This is a genomic window from Comamonas sp. MYb69 (genome assembly GCF_037479315.1).
In the GTDB taxonomy this organism is placed as follows: domain Bacteria; phylum Pseudomonadota; class Gammaproteobacteria; order Burkholderiales; family Burkholderiaceae_C; genus Comamonas.
This window is the reverse complement of the sequence record NZ_JBBGZG010000001.1, coordinates 333,483-350,657: the sequence shown is the minus strand read 5'-3', so window position 1 is coordinate 350,657 and position 17,175 is coordinate 333,483. Positions and strand designations below refer to the sequence as shown.

Below are 17,175 nucleotides of genomic sequence, written 5' to 3'. Positions count from 1 at the left end.
CACTAATTGCTTGATCATTATTAATAGTAGTGCGACCATCTATAGACGAGTTCAATGACTCCTCTGTTAGATTACTAAAAAGGTATTGACCGTTATATGCCAGACGCCGAGCTGACCCGAAAACCCCTGCCGACGCCCTCCCTGCGCCAGCTGAGCTGCTTCAAGGAAGTAGCGACGCACCGCAGCTTCAGCCGTGCCGCGCAGGCGCTGTCCATGAGCCAGCCCGCACTGTCTTCGGCCATCCGTGAGCTGGAGACGCTGCTGGGCACCGCCTTGTTTGACCGCAGCACCCACCATGTCCGCCTGACGTCGGCCGGCGAAGCCGTGCGCCCGCAGGTCGAGTGGATGATCAACAACTTTGTGCAAGGCGTGCAGGATCTGCAGCAGTTGCTCAAATACCAGGCCGACACCGTGCGCATCAGCTGCATCCCCTCCACCACCCACCTGCTGGCGCCGTGGCTCGCCCTCTGGCAGCAGTCCCACCCGATGGTGGACCTGCAGCTGCACGACATGCGCAATGACGACCTGCTGGCCTCGGTGGCCAATGGCAGCTCGGACATCGGCCTGGGCCTGGAGTTCACCGTGCCCCCGTCGGTGGAGACACAGTTCGTGACCGAGGACGAGGTCATGGCCGTCATCCCCGCCAAGCACCGCCTGGCACAAAAGACCGATCTGCGCTGGTCGGACCTCAGCGATGAGCCGCTGGTCGTGCTCTCGCGCGGCAGCACCTACGAGATGATTGTCTCGGTGCTGGAGCAGCAAGGCGTGGGCACCAGCCACACCGAGACGCTGAGCTATACCGAGTCGCTCTACGCGCTGGTGCAAAGCGGCCTGCGCATCGGCCTGCTCTCGCGCCTGTACACGCAGGGCCACCAAAGCGATGACTGGGTGACCGTGCCGCTCAAAGGCCCCTTGCTGTCGCGCCGCATCTGCCTGATGACGCGCGCAGCCAATGGCAGCCGCCGCGCCATCGTGCAGGAATGCTGGGACTACCTCTGCGAGAACATGGGCAACGAATCGCCGCCCACCAAGCGCGCCGCCAAGGCCGCTTGAATCGGCGCCAAACGGGGCCACGCGCCCCTGTCTGGCACCAAACGCTAAAGCCCCAGCAAAAGCCCCATCGATGGGGCTTTACGTTTTACACCAATGCCGCCTGTCCAGGCCCGCCGCCCACCAGACCCAGGTGGCGGTAGGCCGCCTGGGTGGCCATCCGGCCGCGCGGCGTGCGCTGCAAAAAGCCCTGCTGGATCAAATACGGCTCGATCACATCCTCGATCGTGCCAGGCTCCTCGCCAATGCTGGCGGCAATATTGTCCAGCCCCACCGGCCCGCCATCAAAGCGGTGCACCACCGCTTCGAGCAGCTTGCGGTCCATGATGTCAAAGCCCAGGGGGTCGACATCCAGCATGGCCAGCGCGCGGTTGGCCATCTCCTGCGTGATGCGGCCATTGCCTTTGACATCGGCGTAATCGCGCACCCGGCGCAGCAAGCGGTTGGCAATACGGGGCGTGCCGCGTGAGCGGCGTGCAATCTCCAGCCCGCCTTCGTCATCGATGGGTGTGTTCAGCAAGCCGGCGCTGCGCATCACGATCTTGGTCAGCTCTTCGGTGGTGTAGAACTCCAGGCGCGCGACGATGCCAAAGCGGTCGCGCAGCGGGTTGGTGAGCATGCCCGCGCGTGTGGTGGCCCCCACGAGGGTGAAGGGCTGCAGATCCAGCTTGATGGAGCGCGCAGCCGGCCCTTCGCCGATCATGATGTCGATCTGGTAGTCCTCCAGCGCCGGGTAGAGGATTTCCTCGACCACCGGCGAGAGGCGGTGGATCTCGTCAATGAAGAGCACATCGTTGCGCTCCAGGTTGGTCAGCAGCGCCGCCAGGTCCTTGGGCTTTTCCAGCACCGGGCCGCTGGTCTGGCGCAGGTTCACCCCCAGCTCCGAGGCGATGATGTGCGAGAGCGTCGTCTTGCCCAGCCCGGGCGGGCCAAACAACAGCACATGGTCCAGTGCCTCGCTGCGCTTTTTGGCCGCGCCAATGAAGATCTCCAGCTGCTCGCGCGCCTTGACCTGGCCCACATACTCCTGGAGCTGCTTGGGGCGCAGCGCGCGCTCGAGCACCTCCTCCTGCGGCGAGGACTGGCTCGCGGAAATCACGCGGTTGTCAGGGCGGGGGACTGGCGCAGCGGCGAAGGAATCGGTATGGATAGTCATGGATCAGTGCAGGCATGGCCAGGGAGGTGTGCAGCGCATCCCTAAGGCGCATCCCACACATAATAAGCCAGTCCGTCATACAAAAGCCCCGCATTGGCCAGCCAGGCATCGCGCGCCTGCACTTGCAGGCTGTAGAGGTGCACCCCCGGCACATACTGGTAGGCGCGGTAGACGGCCTCCACCCCGTCACCGGGCTGCGCGGGCGACCACCAGGCAATGCCGTCGTAGTTCCAGCTGGGGTGGTAGGTCTGCACAAACTGCCGCTCGGCATCGCTGGTGGTGTAGAAATGGGCGACGACCTCGGGGTTGAAATAGCGGTGCACGGGCACCAGGCGGGCATGTGCGCGGCCTGCGGCATAGAACGCAACGCCGTCAAAGACCAGCTCGTTGGGGAAGCTCGCGATCACATAGTCACGCTCAGAGGCAGACAAGGTATAGAACTCCCCGCCCGAGCGCAGCACCAGGAAGCGGTAGACGGGCATGTGCATATCGCTGTTCATCGCCTTGTCGGCCCCCAGCCAAGCCGCAAAGCTGGCGATGGCCTGGTCCAGCCGGCCATAGACGACACGGCCATCCTTGGCAGGGCACCAGTTGTCACCGCCCGTCAGCGTACCGGTCACGCGGCCATTGACAAACAGGGCCGAACCGCTGGAGCCCGCCTCGATACCGCCCTGGCTCCAAAGCACCCGGTAAAAGCCCCCATCGGCTTGGGCCTGCGGAGCGCAGTCCAAGGTGCGGCCCACATAGTCCACCGCGCACACCGCATCGTCCTGCAGCTTGCCCGATGACAGCATCATCAAGTCGCCACGCGGATGGTGCAGCCCGGCCACCGCAACGCCCCAGGGCTGGGTGGACGCATCCCAGCCGGCAAACAAGGCGCCTGCTGGCGGCGCCTCATCCAGCTGCAGCAAGGTCATGTCATTGCCGATGCCTGTGGCCAGCCAGCGCGCCGCGCTGTAGCGCTCGGCATGGCCGGCAAACAGCTGCTGGCTGCCGCAGGACTGCGAGTAGTAGAACCAGGAGGTCTGCAAGGTCGATGCCGTCGCCTGGTCCCGCACACAGTGGGCGGCAGTCAGCACATAGGGTGTCAGGTCCTGACGTGGGTTGTTGAGCAAGGTGCCTGTGCACTGGAAAGTGCGCGCCTGGCTCACATAGACCATGCGGATCACGGCATCACGCTGGTCCAGCAACGCAGTCTGGCAATTCACATCCTGCTGGCAGGCATTGGAGAGGCGCTTTTCAGACAACGTGGCCATGTCAGCCGTCTTCAGAGCCTCAGCCACCAGGGGCGGCACGACGATCTGCGAGAGCTGGGGCATGGCCCATTGCAGGCTGCTGGTCGCCAACGCGGCGGGCAGCAGGATCTCCAGCACGGGCGTGGGCCCCACATCGGGCGTCCACCAGGTGCGCTGGCCCGTCTGCGCATCGGCAGCCAGGCCCTCGAGCAGCGCAGCGCCGGTCACCTCGTAGCTGGCAGCGGCATCGGGCGATGCATAAAGCCGGAACACCGCCATCGGCGGCAAGGCGGCAAACTCCAGACCCAGACGCAGCCCATAGGCATCGTCCGCCCGCCATTGCAAGGCGGCCACCTGCTGGCCCGATGGCAGGGTTCGCCACTGCAACAGACGCGCGACTTTGTCGGCCGTATCCAGGGTATCCAGCGCGCGCGCCACGCCAATCTGGCGGACGCCGCCCTCATCGGGGGCCAGCGCCTTGCTGTCCTGCCAGGGCGGCAGCACGATGGGCACCACAGCCATCGCCGAGAGCGCCACCGCATCCTTGGCCTCCACAGCGCTGGGGCTGGCCGGCATCCTGCGCGCATCAACCTGCCAACTGGCCTGGGCACAACCACAACTGCCAGCCACGATGAGCGCGGTGACCCAACGCAGGCCCTCAGCAGAAAGCGCCGAACTCCAGCGGGACACAATGCGACAAGACATGATGGACTCCTCGCGGTTGCGACAAGAAAAGCGCCGCCGATCAACACAAACTACTGACCGGATACAGCCAATCTAGAGCAAGCACTTACATCAAGCAAGCCTATCGAATAGTACAAAAACAAAACATTGGTTAACTGCGCAAAGAAAAGGGCCGGCAAACCGGCCCTGCGAGGGCGGCGGCCGCGCCAGGTGTCAGCGATCAGTTGCCCAGCCACTGCGCGGCCCCGTCCGCAAAAAACTTGTCAAAGCGGCCGTAGTAGCTGAGGCCCCGTGGCGCCTGGCAGCGGCTGGAGCCGCCATACAGGGTGCCAATGACGCGGCCGTCACTGAACAGCGCAGATCCACTGCTGCCTCCCTCGGTCCTCCCCTGGCTCCAGCTGACGCTGTAGAAGCCGCCATTCGCATCGCCCCCACTGCAGCTGAAGGTGGAGCTGCCGGTGGACTGGCAGCGGGCATGGTCCGCTACAGCGCCCACGCTGTACTTGAGCAGGTCGCCACCGGGATGGTGCAGACCGTAGATGGCCTGGCCCTTGGGGGCCAGATTTGTTGCATCCCAGCCTGCATAGTCCACCCCTGCCGGAGGCATCTCGTTGAGCCGGAGCAATGCAGAATCTGTCGTGGCCGTGGCGTGCAGCAAGGTGGCACCTGCGCTGCGCCGGGCGCTTTGGGCACTCGGCACACCGGAATTGCAACTGCTGGCGTGGTAGAACCAGCGGGTCTGCAGCGTCGAGGCTACCGATTGGTTAGAGATACAGTGGTTGGCCGTCAGAAAGTAAGGCACAAAATCCGCCTTGGGGTTGTTCAGCAAGGTGCCGGTGCACAGGTAGGACTGGCCGCTTTCCCGGGTGTAGACCATCTGGGCCACGGCATTGCGCTCGGTCTGGTAGTTGCTGGTGCAGGACACATCCATACGGCAACTCTCCAGCGGATCGGCTTCGGTGGCTCCTGCCGGGTCCATGTCGGCCGCGTCCACGGCGGCCGCTCCCACGGTGGCCGCTCCCACATCCGTGGGCAAGGACAGGTTGTAGAAGATGTGCGAAACCCGGGGGATCGAGATCCGCAATGCCTCCGCGGGCATCCCTGCGGGGAGCACTACTTCGATGGTGGTGTCGCCCGCACCCACATCGGGCGTCCACCAGGTGCTGGCAGGCGCGCCGCTCTCGCCCGCGCTCTGGTTCTGCGCCAGCAGTGCATTGATCTGCGCGCCGCTGCGCTCGACGATCGCTGCGGGATGCTCCTGGCTGTAGATGCGCAGCAGCGCGCCATCGGGCAGCTGCTCCACCAGCACACCGGCACGCAGGCCATAGGCACCCATAGCCTGGATATTGATGGCCGCCACTTGCTGCCCACTGGGCAACGGCGTCCACTGCATGGCCGACTGGGTTTGCGCCACCGATGCGGTGGCATCCACGGCGCGTGCGGCGCCAATCTGGAGTGCCGGGCCGCTCGCCTCCTCGTCAGCCATGGACTCTTGCATTTCCAGCTCGGGCAGCACCACAAAATGCGTTTGCACCCGGGTGCCTAAAGGCACTGGCACCAAGAGAGAGGATTCGACGGCGGAATCCGGCAATACCACCGGGTCCAGGATATAGGTCGTAGGCTGGGCCACCACCATGCCGGAGGTCCATAACAGACCGAGCACTGCATGTTTTGGGTATCTCATGATGGATTCACTCCAAGTCAAAATGCCATTCAAAAGCCTGCAAATCACCGAATTGCGGTTTGCATTTTTATTTTGAAGATATCCAAGTGAGCAGACACCTACAAAGGTAAAGCAAATATCGACCAGTAACAGCAAGAGGGCGACGAATCTCTCCCGTACCCTCTACGCCATAGGCCCACAAAATGAAACTCATCCACCAATATTATTTATTATTCCTTTCATTCGATATTAATAAAATCCAGACCCTATTCGCTTGGCACAGCAAGCCAAAGAATGCCTATATTTACTCGCTTTCTGACAAAGTGAGTGGTGTTATTGAAATCCTTTTATAAAAACCGGCGATTTACAAATGCGCTCTCATGCAGCAGGTTGAGTTTCCTCAGCAGAACATCGCATACCAGGGACAAAAATTTAATCCGCCTTGGTATTGATGAATTCCGCAAGCGGGGCCGCTTCTCGGTACTGATTCGATGGCCCTACATTGCAGCAGGCCGGTGGATATCTGCAGACCGGAAACCACTCCCCCAGACGTAAAAAAACCTGCCGTTTGACGGGCAGGTTTGTCAGCGCTGGAAGGCTTGCGGCACAAGAGCCGCAATCAGCGGTGCAGCGGTCAGCTGGCCAGCCAGCTCCAGATGCGGTCGCCGAACACCTTGTCAAAGCGGCCGTAGTAGTCGGACGCATTGGGCGCCAGGCAGCTGGCGCCGCCACCGTAGAGGTTACCGACCACGCGGCCATTGCGGAACAGCGACGAGCCGCTGCTGCCGCCCTCGGTCGTGCCCTGGCTCCAGCGCACGCTGTAGAAGCCGCTGTTCGAGTCACCGGTGCTGCAGGTGATGGAGGTGCCACTGCCTGCGGTGCAGTTCATATAGCCCACGACCGCGCCCACGCTGTACTTGAGCAGGTTGCCGCCAGGGTGGTGCAGGCCATAGACGGCATCACCCACTTGGCCAGCGGTGCGTGCATCCCAGCCCGCCAGGGTCACGCCAACAGGAGGCATTTCATTGAGCTTGAGCAGCGCCGAATCGGTGGTGCTGGTGGCGTAGAGCAAGGTCGCGCCGGCACTGCGCAGTGCGGCATTGGCGCCCGGCACGCCGGAGTTGCAGCTGCTCGAGCGGTAGAACCAGGACGTCTGCATCGACGAGGCCGAGGACTGGGTCGAGATGCAGTGGTTGCCGGTGATGAAGTACGGAGCAAAGTCACCCTTGGTATTGTTCAGCAAGGTGCCGGTGCACAGGTAGGACTTGCCGTCCGAGCGGGTGAACACCATGCGGGCCACCGCATTGCGCTCGGTCTGGTAGTTGTTGGTGCAGGTGGCATCCAGGTTGCAGGCGGCCGAGGTGTCGGCCTTGGCCGCGTCTGCCAGCTCGGCCTCGGTGGGCAGCGACAGGTTCTGGTAGATGTGCGAGACCACGGGGATCGAGATGCGCAGTGCATCGGCGCCAGTGCCGGCTGGCAGCACCACTTCGAGCGTGGTATCGCCTGCGCCTACATCGGGCGTCCACCAGGTATTGGCGGCCGCACCGGTCTCCCCCGCCTTGCGGTTTTGCGCCAGCAGCGCATTCACCTCAGCACCGCTGCGCTCGACGATCGCATTGGGGTGTTCCTGGCTGTAGACGCGCAGCTGCGCGCCATCGGGCAGGCTGTCGACCAGCACGCCGGCGCGCAGGCCATAGGCGCCGGTCGACTGGATGTTGATGGCAGCGACCTGCTGGCCATTGGCCAGCGTGCTCCACTGCAGGGCCGACTGGGTCTGGGCCACTGTGCTGGTGGCCGCCACCGCGCGTTGCGTGCCGATCTGCTGGGCCGGGCCGTTGTCGCTGGCCACGGTCTTTTCCGCGTCCAGCTCGGGCAGCACGACAAAGCGGGTCTGCACCGCAGCGCCCAAGGATGCAGGCGCCACTGCGGCCGATTTGATGGCCGATGCGGGCAGCACGACCGAGTCCAGCACATAGGCCGTGGGCTGGGTCACATTGCCGTTGTCGTCGTCGGAACCTGAGCCGCCACCGCAGCCCGCCAAGGCCAGGGCCGCAGCCACGCCGGTAGTCCACAACAGACCGGGCACTGCATACTTGGGATATTTCATGGATTCGTCCACTCCGTGTTGGTTGGTATAGATGGTGATACCCGGCCGGGCTGCTGCCCGGCCGCCTCTGCGCGGGCTATTTTGCCAGTGCTTTCAGCGCCTGCTTGATACCGTCGGTTACGCTGATGTCGGCAGGTAACAGTTTCAGAGCGGCAGCCGCATCCTTGTCGCTGTAACCCAGGGCCACCAGCGCTTGCAAAATGTCGACCTGGGCATCGCTGGTGGCAGCGGCTCTGGTGCCCATGTCCGCGCCCAGCTTGCCTTTGAGCTCCAGCAGCAGGCGCTCGGCGGTCTTCTTGCCGATGCCCGGCACCTTCACGAGGCGCCCCGCTTCCTGCAAGGACACGGCCTGCGCCAGATCGCTCACGCCCATGCCGCTCAGGATGGACAGCGCCGTGCGCGGGCCCACGCCGGTGATCTTGATCAGCTCGCGGAAAGTCTGGCGCTCTTCGGCCGTGCCAAACCCGTACAGCAGCTGCGCATCCTCACGCACGATAAACTGCGTCAGCAGCGTGATGGTGTCGCCCACGGCAGGCAGGTTGTAGAAGGTGCTCATGGGCACCTGCACCTCATAGCCCACACCATGGCAATCCACCAGTACTTCGGGTGGGTTCTTTTCCACCAGGGTTCCGCTCAATCGGCCTATCATTTGTATCTTTCCTTGTAGCTTGTGTGCGGCCGCCCTGTGTGCGTCGCTTGCCGCCTGCAAGCATACTGAATTTTTCACTGGAATTTACCGCGTGATCCTGCGCCACACCTTTACGCCCCACAACAACAACCGCATTGCCAACCTCTGCGGACCGGCCGATGCGCATCTGCGCCAGATCGAGAACCACATGGGCGTCAAGATTGCCCATCGCCACGAGCAGTTCAAGATCGACGGCCCCAAGGCCGTGGCCAACGACGCGCTGGAGCTGCTGGAGGCGCTGTACGAGATGGCTGATACGCCCATCAGCGAAGACCAGATCCAGCTGATGATGGCCGGCGACAGCGAGCTGATGGCCGCGCCCGAGGGCGCCATCGTGCTGAACACGCGCCGCGCCGACCTGCGCGCGCGCACGCCCAACCAGGCCGGCTACCTGGAGAACATCGCTGCGCACGACATCACCTTTGGCATTGGCCCGGCCGGCACCGGCAAGACCTACCTGGCCGTGGCCTGCGCCGTCGATGCGCTCGAGCGCAGCCAGGTGCAGCGCATTGTGCTGACCCGGCCCGCCGTCGAAGCCGGCGAGCGCCTGGGCTTTCTGCCCGGTGACCTGTCGCAGAAGGTCGATCCCTACCTGCGCCCGCTCTACGACGCGCTCTACGACCTGATGGGTTACGACAAGGTGCAAAAGGCCTTTGAGCGCAATGCCATCGAGATCGCGCCGCTGGCCTTCATGCGCGGCCGCACGCTCAACAACGCCTTCATCATCCTGGACGAGGCCCAGAACACCACGCCCGAGCAGATGAAGATGTTCCTCACCCGCATCGGCTTTGGTGCCAAGGCTGTGGTCACTGGCGATGTGAGCCAGATCGACCTGCCCAAGGGCCAGCTGAGCGGCCTGATCGACGCCGAGCGCGTGCTCAAGCGCGTCAAGGGCATTGCGCTCAACCGCTTTACCAGCGCCGATGTGGTGCGCCACCCGCTGGTCGCGCGCATTGTGGACGCCTACGACAAGCAGCGCCGCCCCGCGCGCGAAGACTGAGCCCCGCCCGCACACCCCCACCTGTGCCACCCCGCCGATAAAAACCATATGGCATTGAACCAACTCACCCTCTCGCTGCAATTTGCCCGTTTTGACGGCGTGGCCGAGCACCGCGCAGCCCTGCCCCGCAGCCAGGTGACGCGCTGGATTCGCCACGCGCTGGCCGACGACGCCGAGATCACCGTGCGCATTGTCGATACCGAAGAAGGCCAGGCACTGAACCGCGAGTACCGCCAAAAGGACTACGCCACCAATGTGCTGACCTTTGACTACCAGCAGGAGCCCACCGTGCTGGCCGACCTGGTGCTCTGCGCGCCCGTGGTGGCGCGTGAGGCCCAGGAGCAGAACAAGTCGCTGCAGGAGCACTATGCCCACCTGCTGGTGCATGGCACTTTGCACGCCCAGGGCTGGGACCATGAAACCAGCGAGCAGGATGCCGAAGAGATGGAAGCCTACGAGACGGCCATCATGCAAGAGCTGGGCTTTACCGATCCGTACCAGAAGTAAGGAACGGGGCCCGCTGCCCGGCCATTGGGCGCGCCCGTCTCAAGGCAATGATGACTTTTGAGCGACTAATCCAGCCGCTTCTTCGCGCCATTACTACCTAGAATCCTCCTCATAAAGGCCGTGCTGGCAGCGACACCCCGCAACCGCCGGCGCATAACAGGAGGAGACATGCTTGACACCGCCATCTTGCTGGCCGCTGCCCTGGTGGCCGGCGCGCTCAATGCCGTCGCCGGAGGCGGCAGTTTTCTAACCCTGCCTGCGCTGGTGTTTACCGGTGTGCCGCCGGTCGTTGCCAATGCCACAGGCACGGTCGCGCTGCTGCCGGGCTATGCGGCTGGCGCCTGGGGCTTCAAGGACGATATGCAGGCCCCACCCGGCCTGTCGATGAAGGCGGTGATGCTGCTGGCGCTCGTCGGCGGCGCAGCCGGGGCTGCCTTGCTGCTGGTCACCCCTGAGGCAGCCTTCCGCAAGATCGTGCCCTGGCTGCTGCTGGCAGCGACTGCCATGTTTGCCTTTGGCCCGCAGCTGCGCCAATGGGCCATGGGCGCACAGCACGGCGCCACGCCCTCACGCAGCAAGGCCGCGCTGGGCATGCTGGCCGTCTCCATCTATGGCGGCTACTTCAATGGCGGCCTGGGCATCTTGCTGCTCGCGCTGCTGGGTTTGCTGGGCCAGACCAACCTGCATGCAATGAATGGCACCAAGAACCTGGTCTCCGCACTGCTGACCGCCATTGCCGTCGCCATCTATGCCGCTGGCGGCGTCGTGCAGTGGCAGCCCGCCTTGCTGATGATGGTGGCCGCCACCTTGGGCGGCTACCTGGGCGCCCGGGTGGCGCGCAAGATTGCGCCGCAGTGGCTACGTGCTGGCATTGTGCTGACGGGCTTGGTGATGGCGGTGCTGTTCTTCTTGAAAGCCTAACCGGCCGTGCCTAGCCGGGGGCGCCTAGCCGGCCGTGCCTAGCCGGGGGCGCCTGCCCTCGGCGCCTTGATCACCTCGATCAGCGCATCCAGCGCCGCCGAGCGGCTTTGCGGGTGCCAGACAAAGGCCCCGGCGGTCAGCGCCGTCTGGCCATGGTTGCTGTGCAGCGGCACATAGCGCACTCCAGCCATGCCGGCGCGCTGCATGCAAGAGGGCACCAGCGCCACGCCCTGGCCAATGGCAACCAGCGAAATAACGGCCAGCCACTGGCGCACCGCATGGCTGGTGCGCGGGTGGATGCCGGCGTTGTGCAGGCAGGCGATCACATTGTCGTAATTGGCCGGGCTGACATCGCGCACAAACATCACAAAGCGCTCATGCGCGAGGCTGCGCAAATCCAGGCTGGTTTGCTGCGCCTGGGGGTGGTTTTCCGGCAGGCAGCAGACGAGGGTATCGGGCGCCAGCGGCCACAGCTCCAGCCCCGGCGCGGGGGTGATGATGTTGACAAAACCGCCTTGGAGCTGGCCGCGCAGAATCGCCGCCTGCTGCTCGGTGGTGGACATCTCGTGCAAGGTGATGTCGATATCGGGCCGCTGCTGGGCAAAGGCCTGCATCACATGGGGCAGGTCGCGGTAGATCATCGAGCCGGTCACGCCAATATCGAGCTGGCCCTGGCGCCCCTGGGCCACATTGCGTGCCACGTCGGCGGCGCGCTGGATCTGGCTGAGCACCTGGCGCGCCTCGATCAAAAAGGCGGCGCCGGCATCGGTCAGCCGCACCTGCTTGGCATCGCGCTCGAGCAGCCGCACGCCCAAATCTTCTTCGAGCGATTTGATGGCCACCGACAGCGGCGGCTGGGTGATGGCCAGGCGCTGGGCGGCGCGGCCAAAATGCAGCTCCTCGGCCAGTACCACAAAATAACGCAGCAAATGGGTCTTCATCTGCGTATCATGCCCCAGCCAGTGCGGGCTGGCCGCACGGCGAGGGGCATGGCCCGGCAGCGCACTGCGCATGGCGCCGCCTAGTAGGACTTGGGCAGGCCCAGCACCTTCTCTGCGATAAAGCACAGAATCAGTTGCGGGCTCACCGGCGCCAGGCGCGGAATCCAGCTCTCGCGCATCAGCCGCTCGACATGGAACTCCTTGGCGTAACCCATGCCGCCATGGGTAAAGATGGCGGTCTCGCAGGCCTTGAAACCCGCCTCCGCCCCCAGGAACTTGGCCGCATTGGCCTCGGCCGCGCAAGGCTGATGGCGGTCATACAGCCAGGCCGCCTTCATCGCCAGCAAAAAGGCTGCTTCCAGCTCCATCCAGCGCTCGGCCAGCGGGTGCTGGATGCCCTGGTTCTGACCAATCGGGCGGTTGAACACCTCGCGCTCGCGGGCGTACTGCGTGGCGCGGCCCAGCGCGGCGCGGCCCAGGCCAATGGCTTCGCAGGCAATCAGAATGCGCTCGGGGTTCATGCCATGCAGGATGTATTCAAAACCCCGGTTTTCCTCGCCAATGCGGTCCTCTACCGGAATGCGCAGCCCATCGATGAACAGCTGGTTGGTGTCCACGCATTTGCGGCCCATCTTGGCGATCTCATGCACCTCGATCTTGCTGCGGTCAAAGTCGGTGTAGAACAGCGACAGGCCTTCGGTGCCCTTGCATTCCTCCACCGGCTTGGTGCGCGCCAGCAGCAAGATCTTGCTGGCCTGCTGCGCGGTCGAGATGAAGACCTTCTGCCCATGCACCACATAGTGGTCGCCATCGCGCACCGCGCGGGTCTTGAGTTTGAGCGTGTTGAGCCCCGTGTTGGGCTCGGTCACGCCAAAGCAGGCCTTGTCCTTGCCGGCAATCAGTGGCGGCAGCATGCGTGCCTTTTGTTCTTCGGTGCCATAGACCACCACCGGGTGCAGGCCAAAGATATTCATATGCACCGCAGACGCGCCCGACAGTCCCGCGCCGGTGGCCGAGATCGTGTGCATCATCAAGGCCGCCTCGGTGATGCCCAGGCCGGCCCCGCCATAGGCCTCGGGCATCGCAATGCCCAGCCAGCCGGCATCGGCCAGCGCGCGGTAAAAGTCTTCCGGAAAAGCGCCATCGTTGTCACGGGCATGCCAGTAGTCGGCATCAAACGGGGCACAGACTTTCTCGATGGCATCGATGATCTGTTGCTGCTCTTCGGTCAGGGCGAAATCCATGGTGTTGCGGTCCTCAATACTCAATCAGTGGCGCGGTGCTATGCACGGCGCAGGTTCACATCGCCGCTCAGGCCGGCCGGCGCACCCGCTCTGGGTTCTCGCCATAGGGCGGGCTGTAGATCACCAGCAGCTTGGCCGGCGTGTTGCTGGTGGTCTGGAAGATGTGCATCTTGTCGGCCGGGAAAAAGCAGGTATCGCCCGGCACCATCTCAAAGCTTTCGCCCTCCACCTCGACATGGGCCGTACCCTCCAGCAGGTAGCAGGCCTGCTCCATGCCCGGGTGGGCATGGGGCAGCGCGCCGCCGCCCTTGGCAATCTCGCCCAGCACCACTTCCATGTGCTGGGCGCCCACATTGGCCTGGCTCACCAGGCGGCGGTTAAAGGTACCGGTATGGTTGGCCGGGCTATAGGCCTCCACCTCGGAGGCACGGATCAGGTAACGCGAAGTCATCGTGGGGCAGTCATTCTCTAAGGGTTAACAAAGGTGGCGAAGACAGAGCCCAGGCTTATTGCGCAGGGATATCAGCCTGTTTGACCAGGCGCCCCCAGTACGCCAGCTGCTCGCTCACATACTGGGTAAACTCCTGCGGGGTCTTGGTAGGCCAGACTTCAAAGCCAATCTGTTCAAGCTGCTTTTGCACGGCCTCATCGGCCAGCACGGCCTGCAAGGCGCCATTGATCTTGTTGACCACCTCCGGGGGCGTGCCCGCCGGCGCAAAAATGCCGTTCCAGGAGGTGATGTCAAAGCCCGACAAGGTCTTGCCGATGGGCGGCACATTGGGGAGGATCTTGCTGCCCTTGGCAGCGGTCACAGCCAGGGTGCGCACCCGGTCGGTCTTGAGCATGCTCCAGCCCGAGCCCAGGTCCACCACATACATCTGCACCTGGTTGCCCATCAGGTCGGTCAGCGCCTGCGGGCTGGATTTGTAGGGCACGCCAACAATATCGGTCTTGGACAGAAAACGCAGCGTCTCCGACGCCACCAGCGAGGTGCTGTTCGGTGTCGCATACGAGAGCTTGCCCGGGTTGGCCTTGGCGTAGTCGATCAGCGCCTGCACCGAATCGGCCGGCACCGACGGGTGCACGGCCAGCGCAAACGGCAGCTCGCCCACGCGGGCGATCGGCGTGAAATCCTTGATCGGGTCGTACTTCAGGCTTTTGACCAGCCAGGGGTTGGCCGAATGCGAGGTGTTGGTGGTCATGAACAAGGTATAGCCATCAGGCTTGGCCTTCGCCACCAGGCCGGCCGCAATCTGCGCATTGGCGCCTGCGCGATTGTCCACAATCACCGGCTGCTGCAGGCGCTCGCCCAGCTTCTGGCCCACCGCCCGGGCCACCGCATCGGTGCCGCTGCCAGCGGCGAAGGGCACGATCATCGTGATCGGTGCATTGGGGTAGCTGCCCTGCGCCGCGCTGGCGTAAGCTGCTGTTGTTACGGTGGCGATGGCGGTCAGGGCGAGGGTCGCCCACCATTGGCGTCGTTGCATGCTTTTGTCTCCTGTTTTTAGTCGAACCTCTACGGGCCGAGCTTGCATGGTGCAGGCGTCAACGATTCGCGTCCAATGTTTTATGCGGATGGATTGATATACGAATCGAATTCTTAAACACAGGGAATGACCACTGTAAAAAAAACAGGTATTTGACCCATCCGGCCTCTACGCGCTACTTAAAATTTACGACTTCGCTATTGATTGACCCCAGGACATCCCATGCACTGCAGCAGCTTTATCGCCACCAGCCTGGACGGATTTATCGCCAAGGCCGATGGCAGCCTGGACTGGCTCAATGCCGCCAATGCCACCGTGCCAGAGGGGGAAGACTGCGGCTATGCGCAGTACATGGCCGGTGTCGATGTGATCCTGATGGGGCGCAAAACCTTTGAGACGGTGCTGTCCTTTGGCGCCTGGCCGTATGACAAGCCGGTCTATGTCGTGTCTCGCCAGTGGAACGCCCTGCCCGCTGGCGCGCCCGCCACCGCCCAGCTTTGGAAGGGCAGCCTGCCGGCGCTCCGCACCCATCTGGCCGCCAGCGGCGTGCGCGCGGCCTATGTCGATGGCGGGCAGCTGATCCAGTCCTTTATCAATGCGCAGTTGCTCGACGAGATCACCATCACCCGCATCCCCGTGCTGCTGGGCAGCGGCCTGCCGCTGTTCGGGCCCTTGGCCGATGGAATCAGCTCGGTGAGCGCCCAGCATCTGCAGACGCGCAGCTATGACTTTGGCTTTGTGCAGAGTGACTACCGGCTGCAATACGCGGCAAGCGACGCGCTCTAAATAGATGCCACCCCTGGCTGGTGTCGCTGAGGCATGGCCACAGCCGGCCTTCGCCGCTGCCCTGCGCTGACAAGCAGTTCTCAAACTCCCCTGGCTGCAGATGCCGGCAGGTCAAGCCGATCACATCGCCGGGTAAATTCACCATCCCCCGCCATAACGCGCCTGGGTCGCTTGAAGTCGCTCAGGATGTTGCACACCCACTACAAGCTGCGGCCCATCCTGGTCCGGCGCCCAGACCGACCTGCCTGGCCTGTTTGAAGCAGTTCAGCACCTCTTGCATCGCCCTCCGCTGCAAGCCCGGAGCACGAGTTGCAGGCCCCTGCTTTGCGCTGCTGCATGCCAGATGACAACGCCCGCATGCACCGTAAAACTCGTGCGGTGGCACGGGCCCCTGACAGCCTGCACAGCAAGCACAGCAACGCATAGAACGCCGCTGGCCTGCCAGCGCAGCATAAAGCTAAGGGATGCGGCTGCGCTCCAGAATCGGCACTTCTCTGGCCCGCCATCAGGGCTTACCGGCTGCGAAAACGGCAATGCGCCAAGGGGTGGATTGACGGCTGCAATCAGGATTAAAAACACACGCTGCTGATAGCTATCATCAATTTAGATAAATTTCAACAATTGATATCAAAACATAGATATTCATATTTAATTTATGCAATGCTTGCACAATCGTGAGAATCCCATTGTCTACGCTTCAGCATTTGGCCGGAATTGATCCAGCGCAGCGCATGCCAACACCCTCGGTGCTATAGAGCCGGCCCCCGTGCCAGAGGTCTTGTGCCAGGGCAGGTTGCAGCAGCCATACCGGCTGCCAAGGTCTGTGGTTGGCGCGCAGCGCAGGCTGGACAGAAGCGATACGACGGGATGACTGACAAGGCTTGCTAACTCTGGGAAGTCACCACGCTGCCGATGCATCGGCAGCGCTGGTCTCAACCAACTACAAGGACTCGTTCACATGCTCAAGAAAATCCTGATGGCCTCGGCCACCACCGTGGCGCTGCTTTCCGCACCGGCACAGGCGCAAACCACCACGCCAGAGGTGCTGTACTCCGCACCACCCTCCAATCCGGTAGGAGGCTGGTGCACGACCCGCGACCAGTACCGCTTTGCCGTCAAGCTCACGGTGCCTGCGGGTCAATCCTTTGACCTGACCAGCGTCAAGCTGCCGCTCTGGTTTGAGGAAACCAACCCGGCTACCGCCATTGATGTGCAGGTGCATCAATGGACGGCGGACGCAACGGAGCCCTCTGCCGCCGATCTGCTGGCCACCTTATCGATGGTGGAGACCCTGCCGCCGCCCCAGGATACGGGCGTGAGTGATTCTGAGCGCCACGAATACAACTTTGTACCCAGCCAGCCACTGCGTCTGCAAAGCGGCAGCAGCTACTGGGTATAGTTCGCTACTACCACCGTCACTGGCGGCTGTGATGTGTACACCTCCACGTCCGCATTGCCGACTGGAGGAGTCTTTGTCCGCGCTGCCGAATACCAAGGCCAGTACACCGACTGGCTGGACCGCACCGACGACCGAGTGACCGAGCTGGTCGTGATGGGTACGCCCGTGGTCAATGTGGATCCGCCGGTGGAGCCCACCGCCCCCACGCCGGTTCCGGGCCTCACGGGCCTGGCGCTGCCGCTGCTGAGCTTGTCTTTTGCCGGCCTGGGCTTGTGGGCCCAAAGAAGGCGCTCTTCCCGCTAAGGAA

Annotated in this window: 16 protein-coding genes; 7 read left to right on the top strand and 9 right to left on the bottom strand. The window is 63.3% G+C overall.

The genetic code is table 11. From position 1 onward, the window contains the following. Positions 1-96 precede the first annotated feature (96 nt). Positions 97-1,053, top strand: coding sequence for a LysR family transcriptional regulator (locus tag WH303_RS01515; protein WP_339516415.1), 957 nt, complete (start codon positions 97-99; stop codon positions 1,051-1,053). Positions 1,054-1,138: 85 nt separating this feature from the next. On the opposite strand, the gene ruvB is transcribed toward WH303_RS01515, so the two are convergent. From ruvB to ruvA, 5 genes are all read right to left on the bottom strand, one after another. Further along, positions 1,139-2,206, bottom strand: coding sequence for a Holliday junction branch migration DNA helicase RuvB (gene ruvB, locus WH303_RS01510; RefSeq protein ID WP_312987863.1), 1,068 nt, complete (start codon positions 2,204-2,206; stop codon positions 1,139-1,141). 41 nt (positions 2,207-2,247) lie between these two features. Further along, on the bottom strand, positions 2,248-4,146 hold the full coding sequence (locus WH303_RS01505) for a trypsin-like serine protease (RefSeq protein ID WP_339516411.1): 1,899 nt from the start codon (positions 4,144-4,146) through the stop codon (positions 2,248-2,250). Positions 4,147-4,345: 199 nt separating this feature from the next. Next, positions 4,346-5,809, bottom strand: a complete 1,464-nt coding sequence (locus WH303_RS01500) for a trypsin-like serine peptidase (protein ID WP_339516408.1) — start codon at positions 5,807-5,809, stop codon at positions 4,346-4,348. Positions 5,810-6,422: 613 nt separating this feature from the next. Next, positions 6,423-7,895 carry a trypsin-like serine peptidase gene (locus tag WH303_RS01495; protein WP_339516406.1) on the bottom strand — a complete coding sequence of 491 codons (1,473 nt, stop codon included), beginning with the start codon at positions 7,893-7,895 and terminating at the stop codon, positions 6,423-6,425. Positions 7,896-7,971: 76 nt separating this feature from the next. Continuing rightward, positions 7,972-8,544, bottom strand: coding sequence for a Holliday junction branch migration protein RuvA (gene ruvA, locus WH303_RS01490; RefSeq protein WP_339516404.1), 573 nt, complete (start codon positions 8,542-8,544; stop codon positions 7,972-7,974). Between the two features lie 91 nt (positions 8,545-8,635). On the opposite strand from ruvA, the gene WH303_RS01485 reads away from it, so the two are divergent. The 3 genes from WH303_RS01485 to WH303_RS01475 all read left to right on the top strand — a co-directional run bounded on the left by WH303_RS01485 (position 8,636) and on the right by WH303_RS01475 (position 11,011). Continuing rightward, entirely contained in the window at positions 8,636-9,583 is a 948-nt protein-coding gene (locus WH303_RS01485; protein WP_339516402.1) for a PhoH family protein, read from the top strand. A 48-nt stretch (positions 9,584-9,631) separates the two neighbouring features. Beyond that, positions 9,632-10,090 (top strand): rRNA maturation RNase YbeY, encoded by a 459-nt coding sequence (gene ybeY / locus WH303_RS01480; protein WP_339516400.1) that lies wholly within the window; start codon positions 9,632-9,634, stop codon positions 10,088-10,090. A gap of 168 nt (positions 10,091-10,258) precedes the next feature. Next, complete coding sequence (locus WH303_RS01475; RefSeq protein WP_339516398.1) at positions 10,259-11,011, top strand: sulfite exporter TauE/SafE family protein; 753 nt, start codon at positions 10,259-10,261, stop codon at positions 11,009-11,011. A gap of 38 nt (positions 11,012-11,049) precedes the next feature. Here WH303_RS01475 and WH303_RS01470 read toward each other — a convergent pair whose 3' ends face one another. The 4 genes from WH303_RS01470 to WH303_RS01455 all read right to left on the bottom strand — a co-directional run bounded on the left by WH303_RS01470 (position 11,050) and on the right by WH303_RS01455 (position 14,683). Continuing rightward, a complete protein-coding gene (locus WH303_RS01470; protein WP_339516396.1) occupies positions 11,050-11,952 on the bottom strand; it encodes a LysR family transcriptional regulator in 903 nt (300 codons plus the stop codon). An 80-nt stretch (positions 11,953-12,032) separates the two neighbouring features. Then, positions 12,033-13,196, bottom strand: a complete 1,164-nt coding sequence (locus tag WH303_RS01465; RefSeq protein WP_027011285.1) for an acyl-CoA dehydrogenase family protein — start codon at positions 13,194-13,196, stop codon at positions 12,033-12,035. 67 nt (positions 13,197-13,263) lie between these two features. Next, positions 13,264-13,647 carry a cupin domain-containing protein gene (locus tag WH303_RS01460; RefSeq protein WP_339516392.1) on the bottom strand — a complete coding sequence of 128 codons (384 nt, stop codon included), beginning with the start codon at positions 13,645-13,647 and terminating at the stop codon, positions 13,264-13,266. Positions 13,648-13,702: 55 nt separating this feature from the next. Continuing rightward, on the bottom strand, positions 13,703-14,683 hold the full coding sequence (locus WH303_RS01455; protein ID WP_339516390.1) for a Bug family tripartite tricarboxylate transporter substrate binding protein: 981 nt from the start codon (positions 14,681-14,683) through the stop codon (positions 13,703-13,705). A 222-nt stretch (positions 14,684-14,905) separates the two neighbouring features. Between WH303_RS01455 and WH303_RS01450 the strand changes: the two genes are divergently transcribed. From WH303_RS01450 to WH303_RS01440, 3 genes are all read left to right on the top strand, one after another. Beyond that, positions 14,906-15,469, top strand: a complete 564-nt coding sequence (locus tag WH303_RS01450) for a dihydrofolate reductase family protein (RefSeq protein WP_021028535.1) — start codon at positions 14,906-14,908, stop codon at positions 15,467-15,469. 958 nt (positions 15,470-16,427) lie between these two features. Beyond that, the gene (locus tag WH303_RS01445) at positions 16,428-16,868 is read left to right on the top strand and encodes a hypothetical protein (RefSeq protein WP_339516388.1); all 441 of its coding nucleotides are present in this window, start codon (positions 16,428-16,430) and stop codon (positions 16,866-16,868) included. A gap of 33 nt (positions 16,869-16,901) precedes the next feature. Then, on the top strand, positions 16,902-17,171 hold the full coding sequence (locus WH303_RS01440; RefSeq protein ID WP_339516387.1) for a hypothetical protein: 270 nt from the start codon (positions 16,902-16,904) through the stop codon (positions 17,169-17,171). The last annotated feature ends 4 nt before the right edge of the window (positions 17,172-17,175 follow it).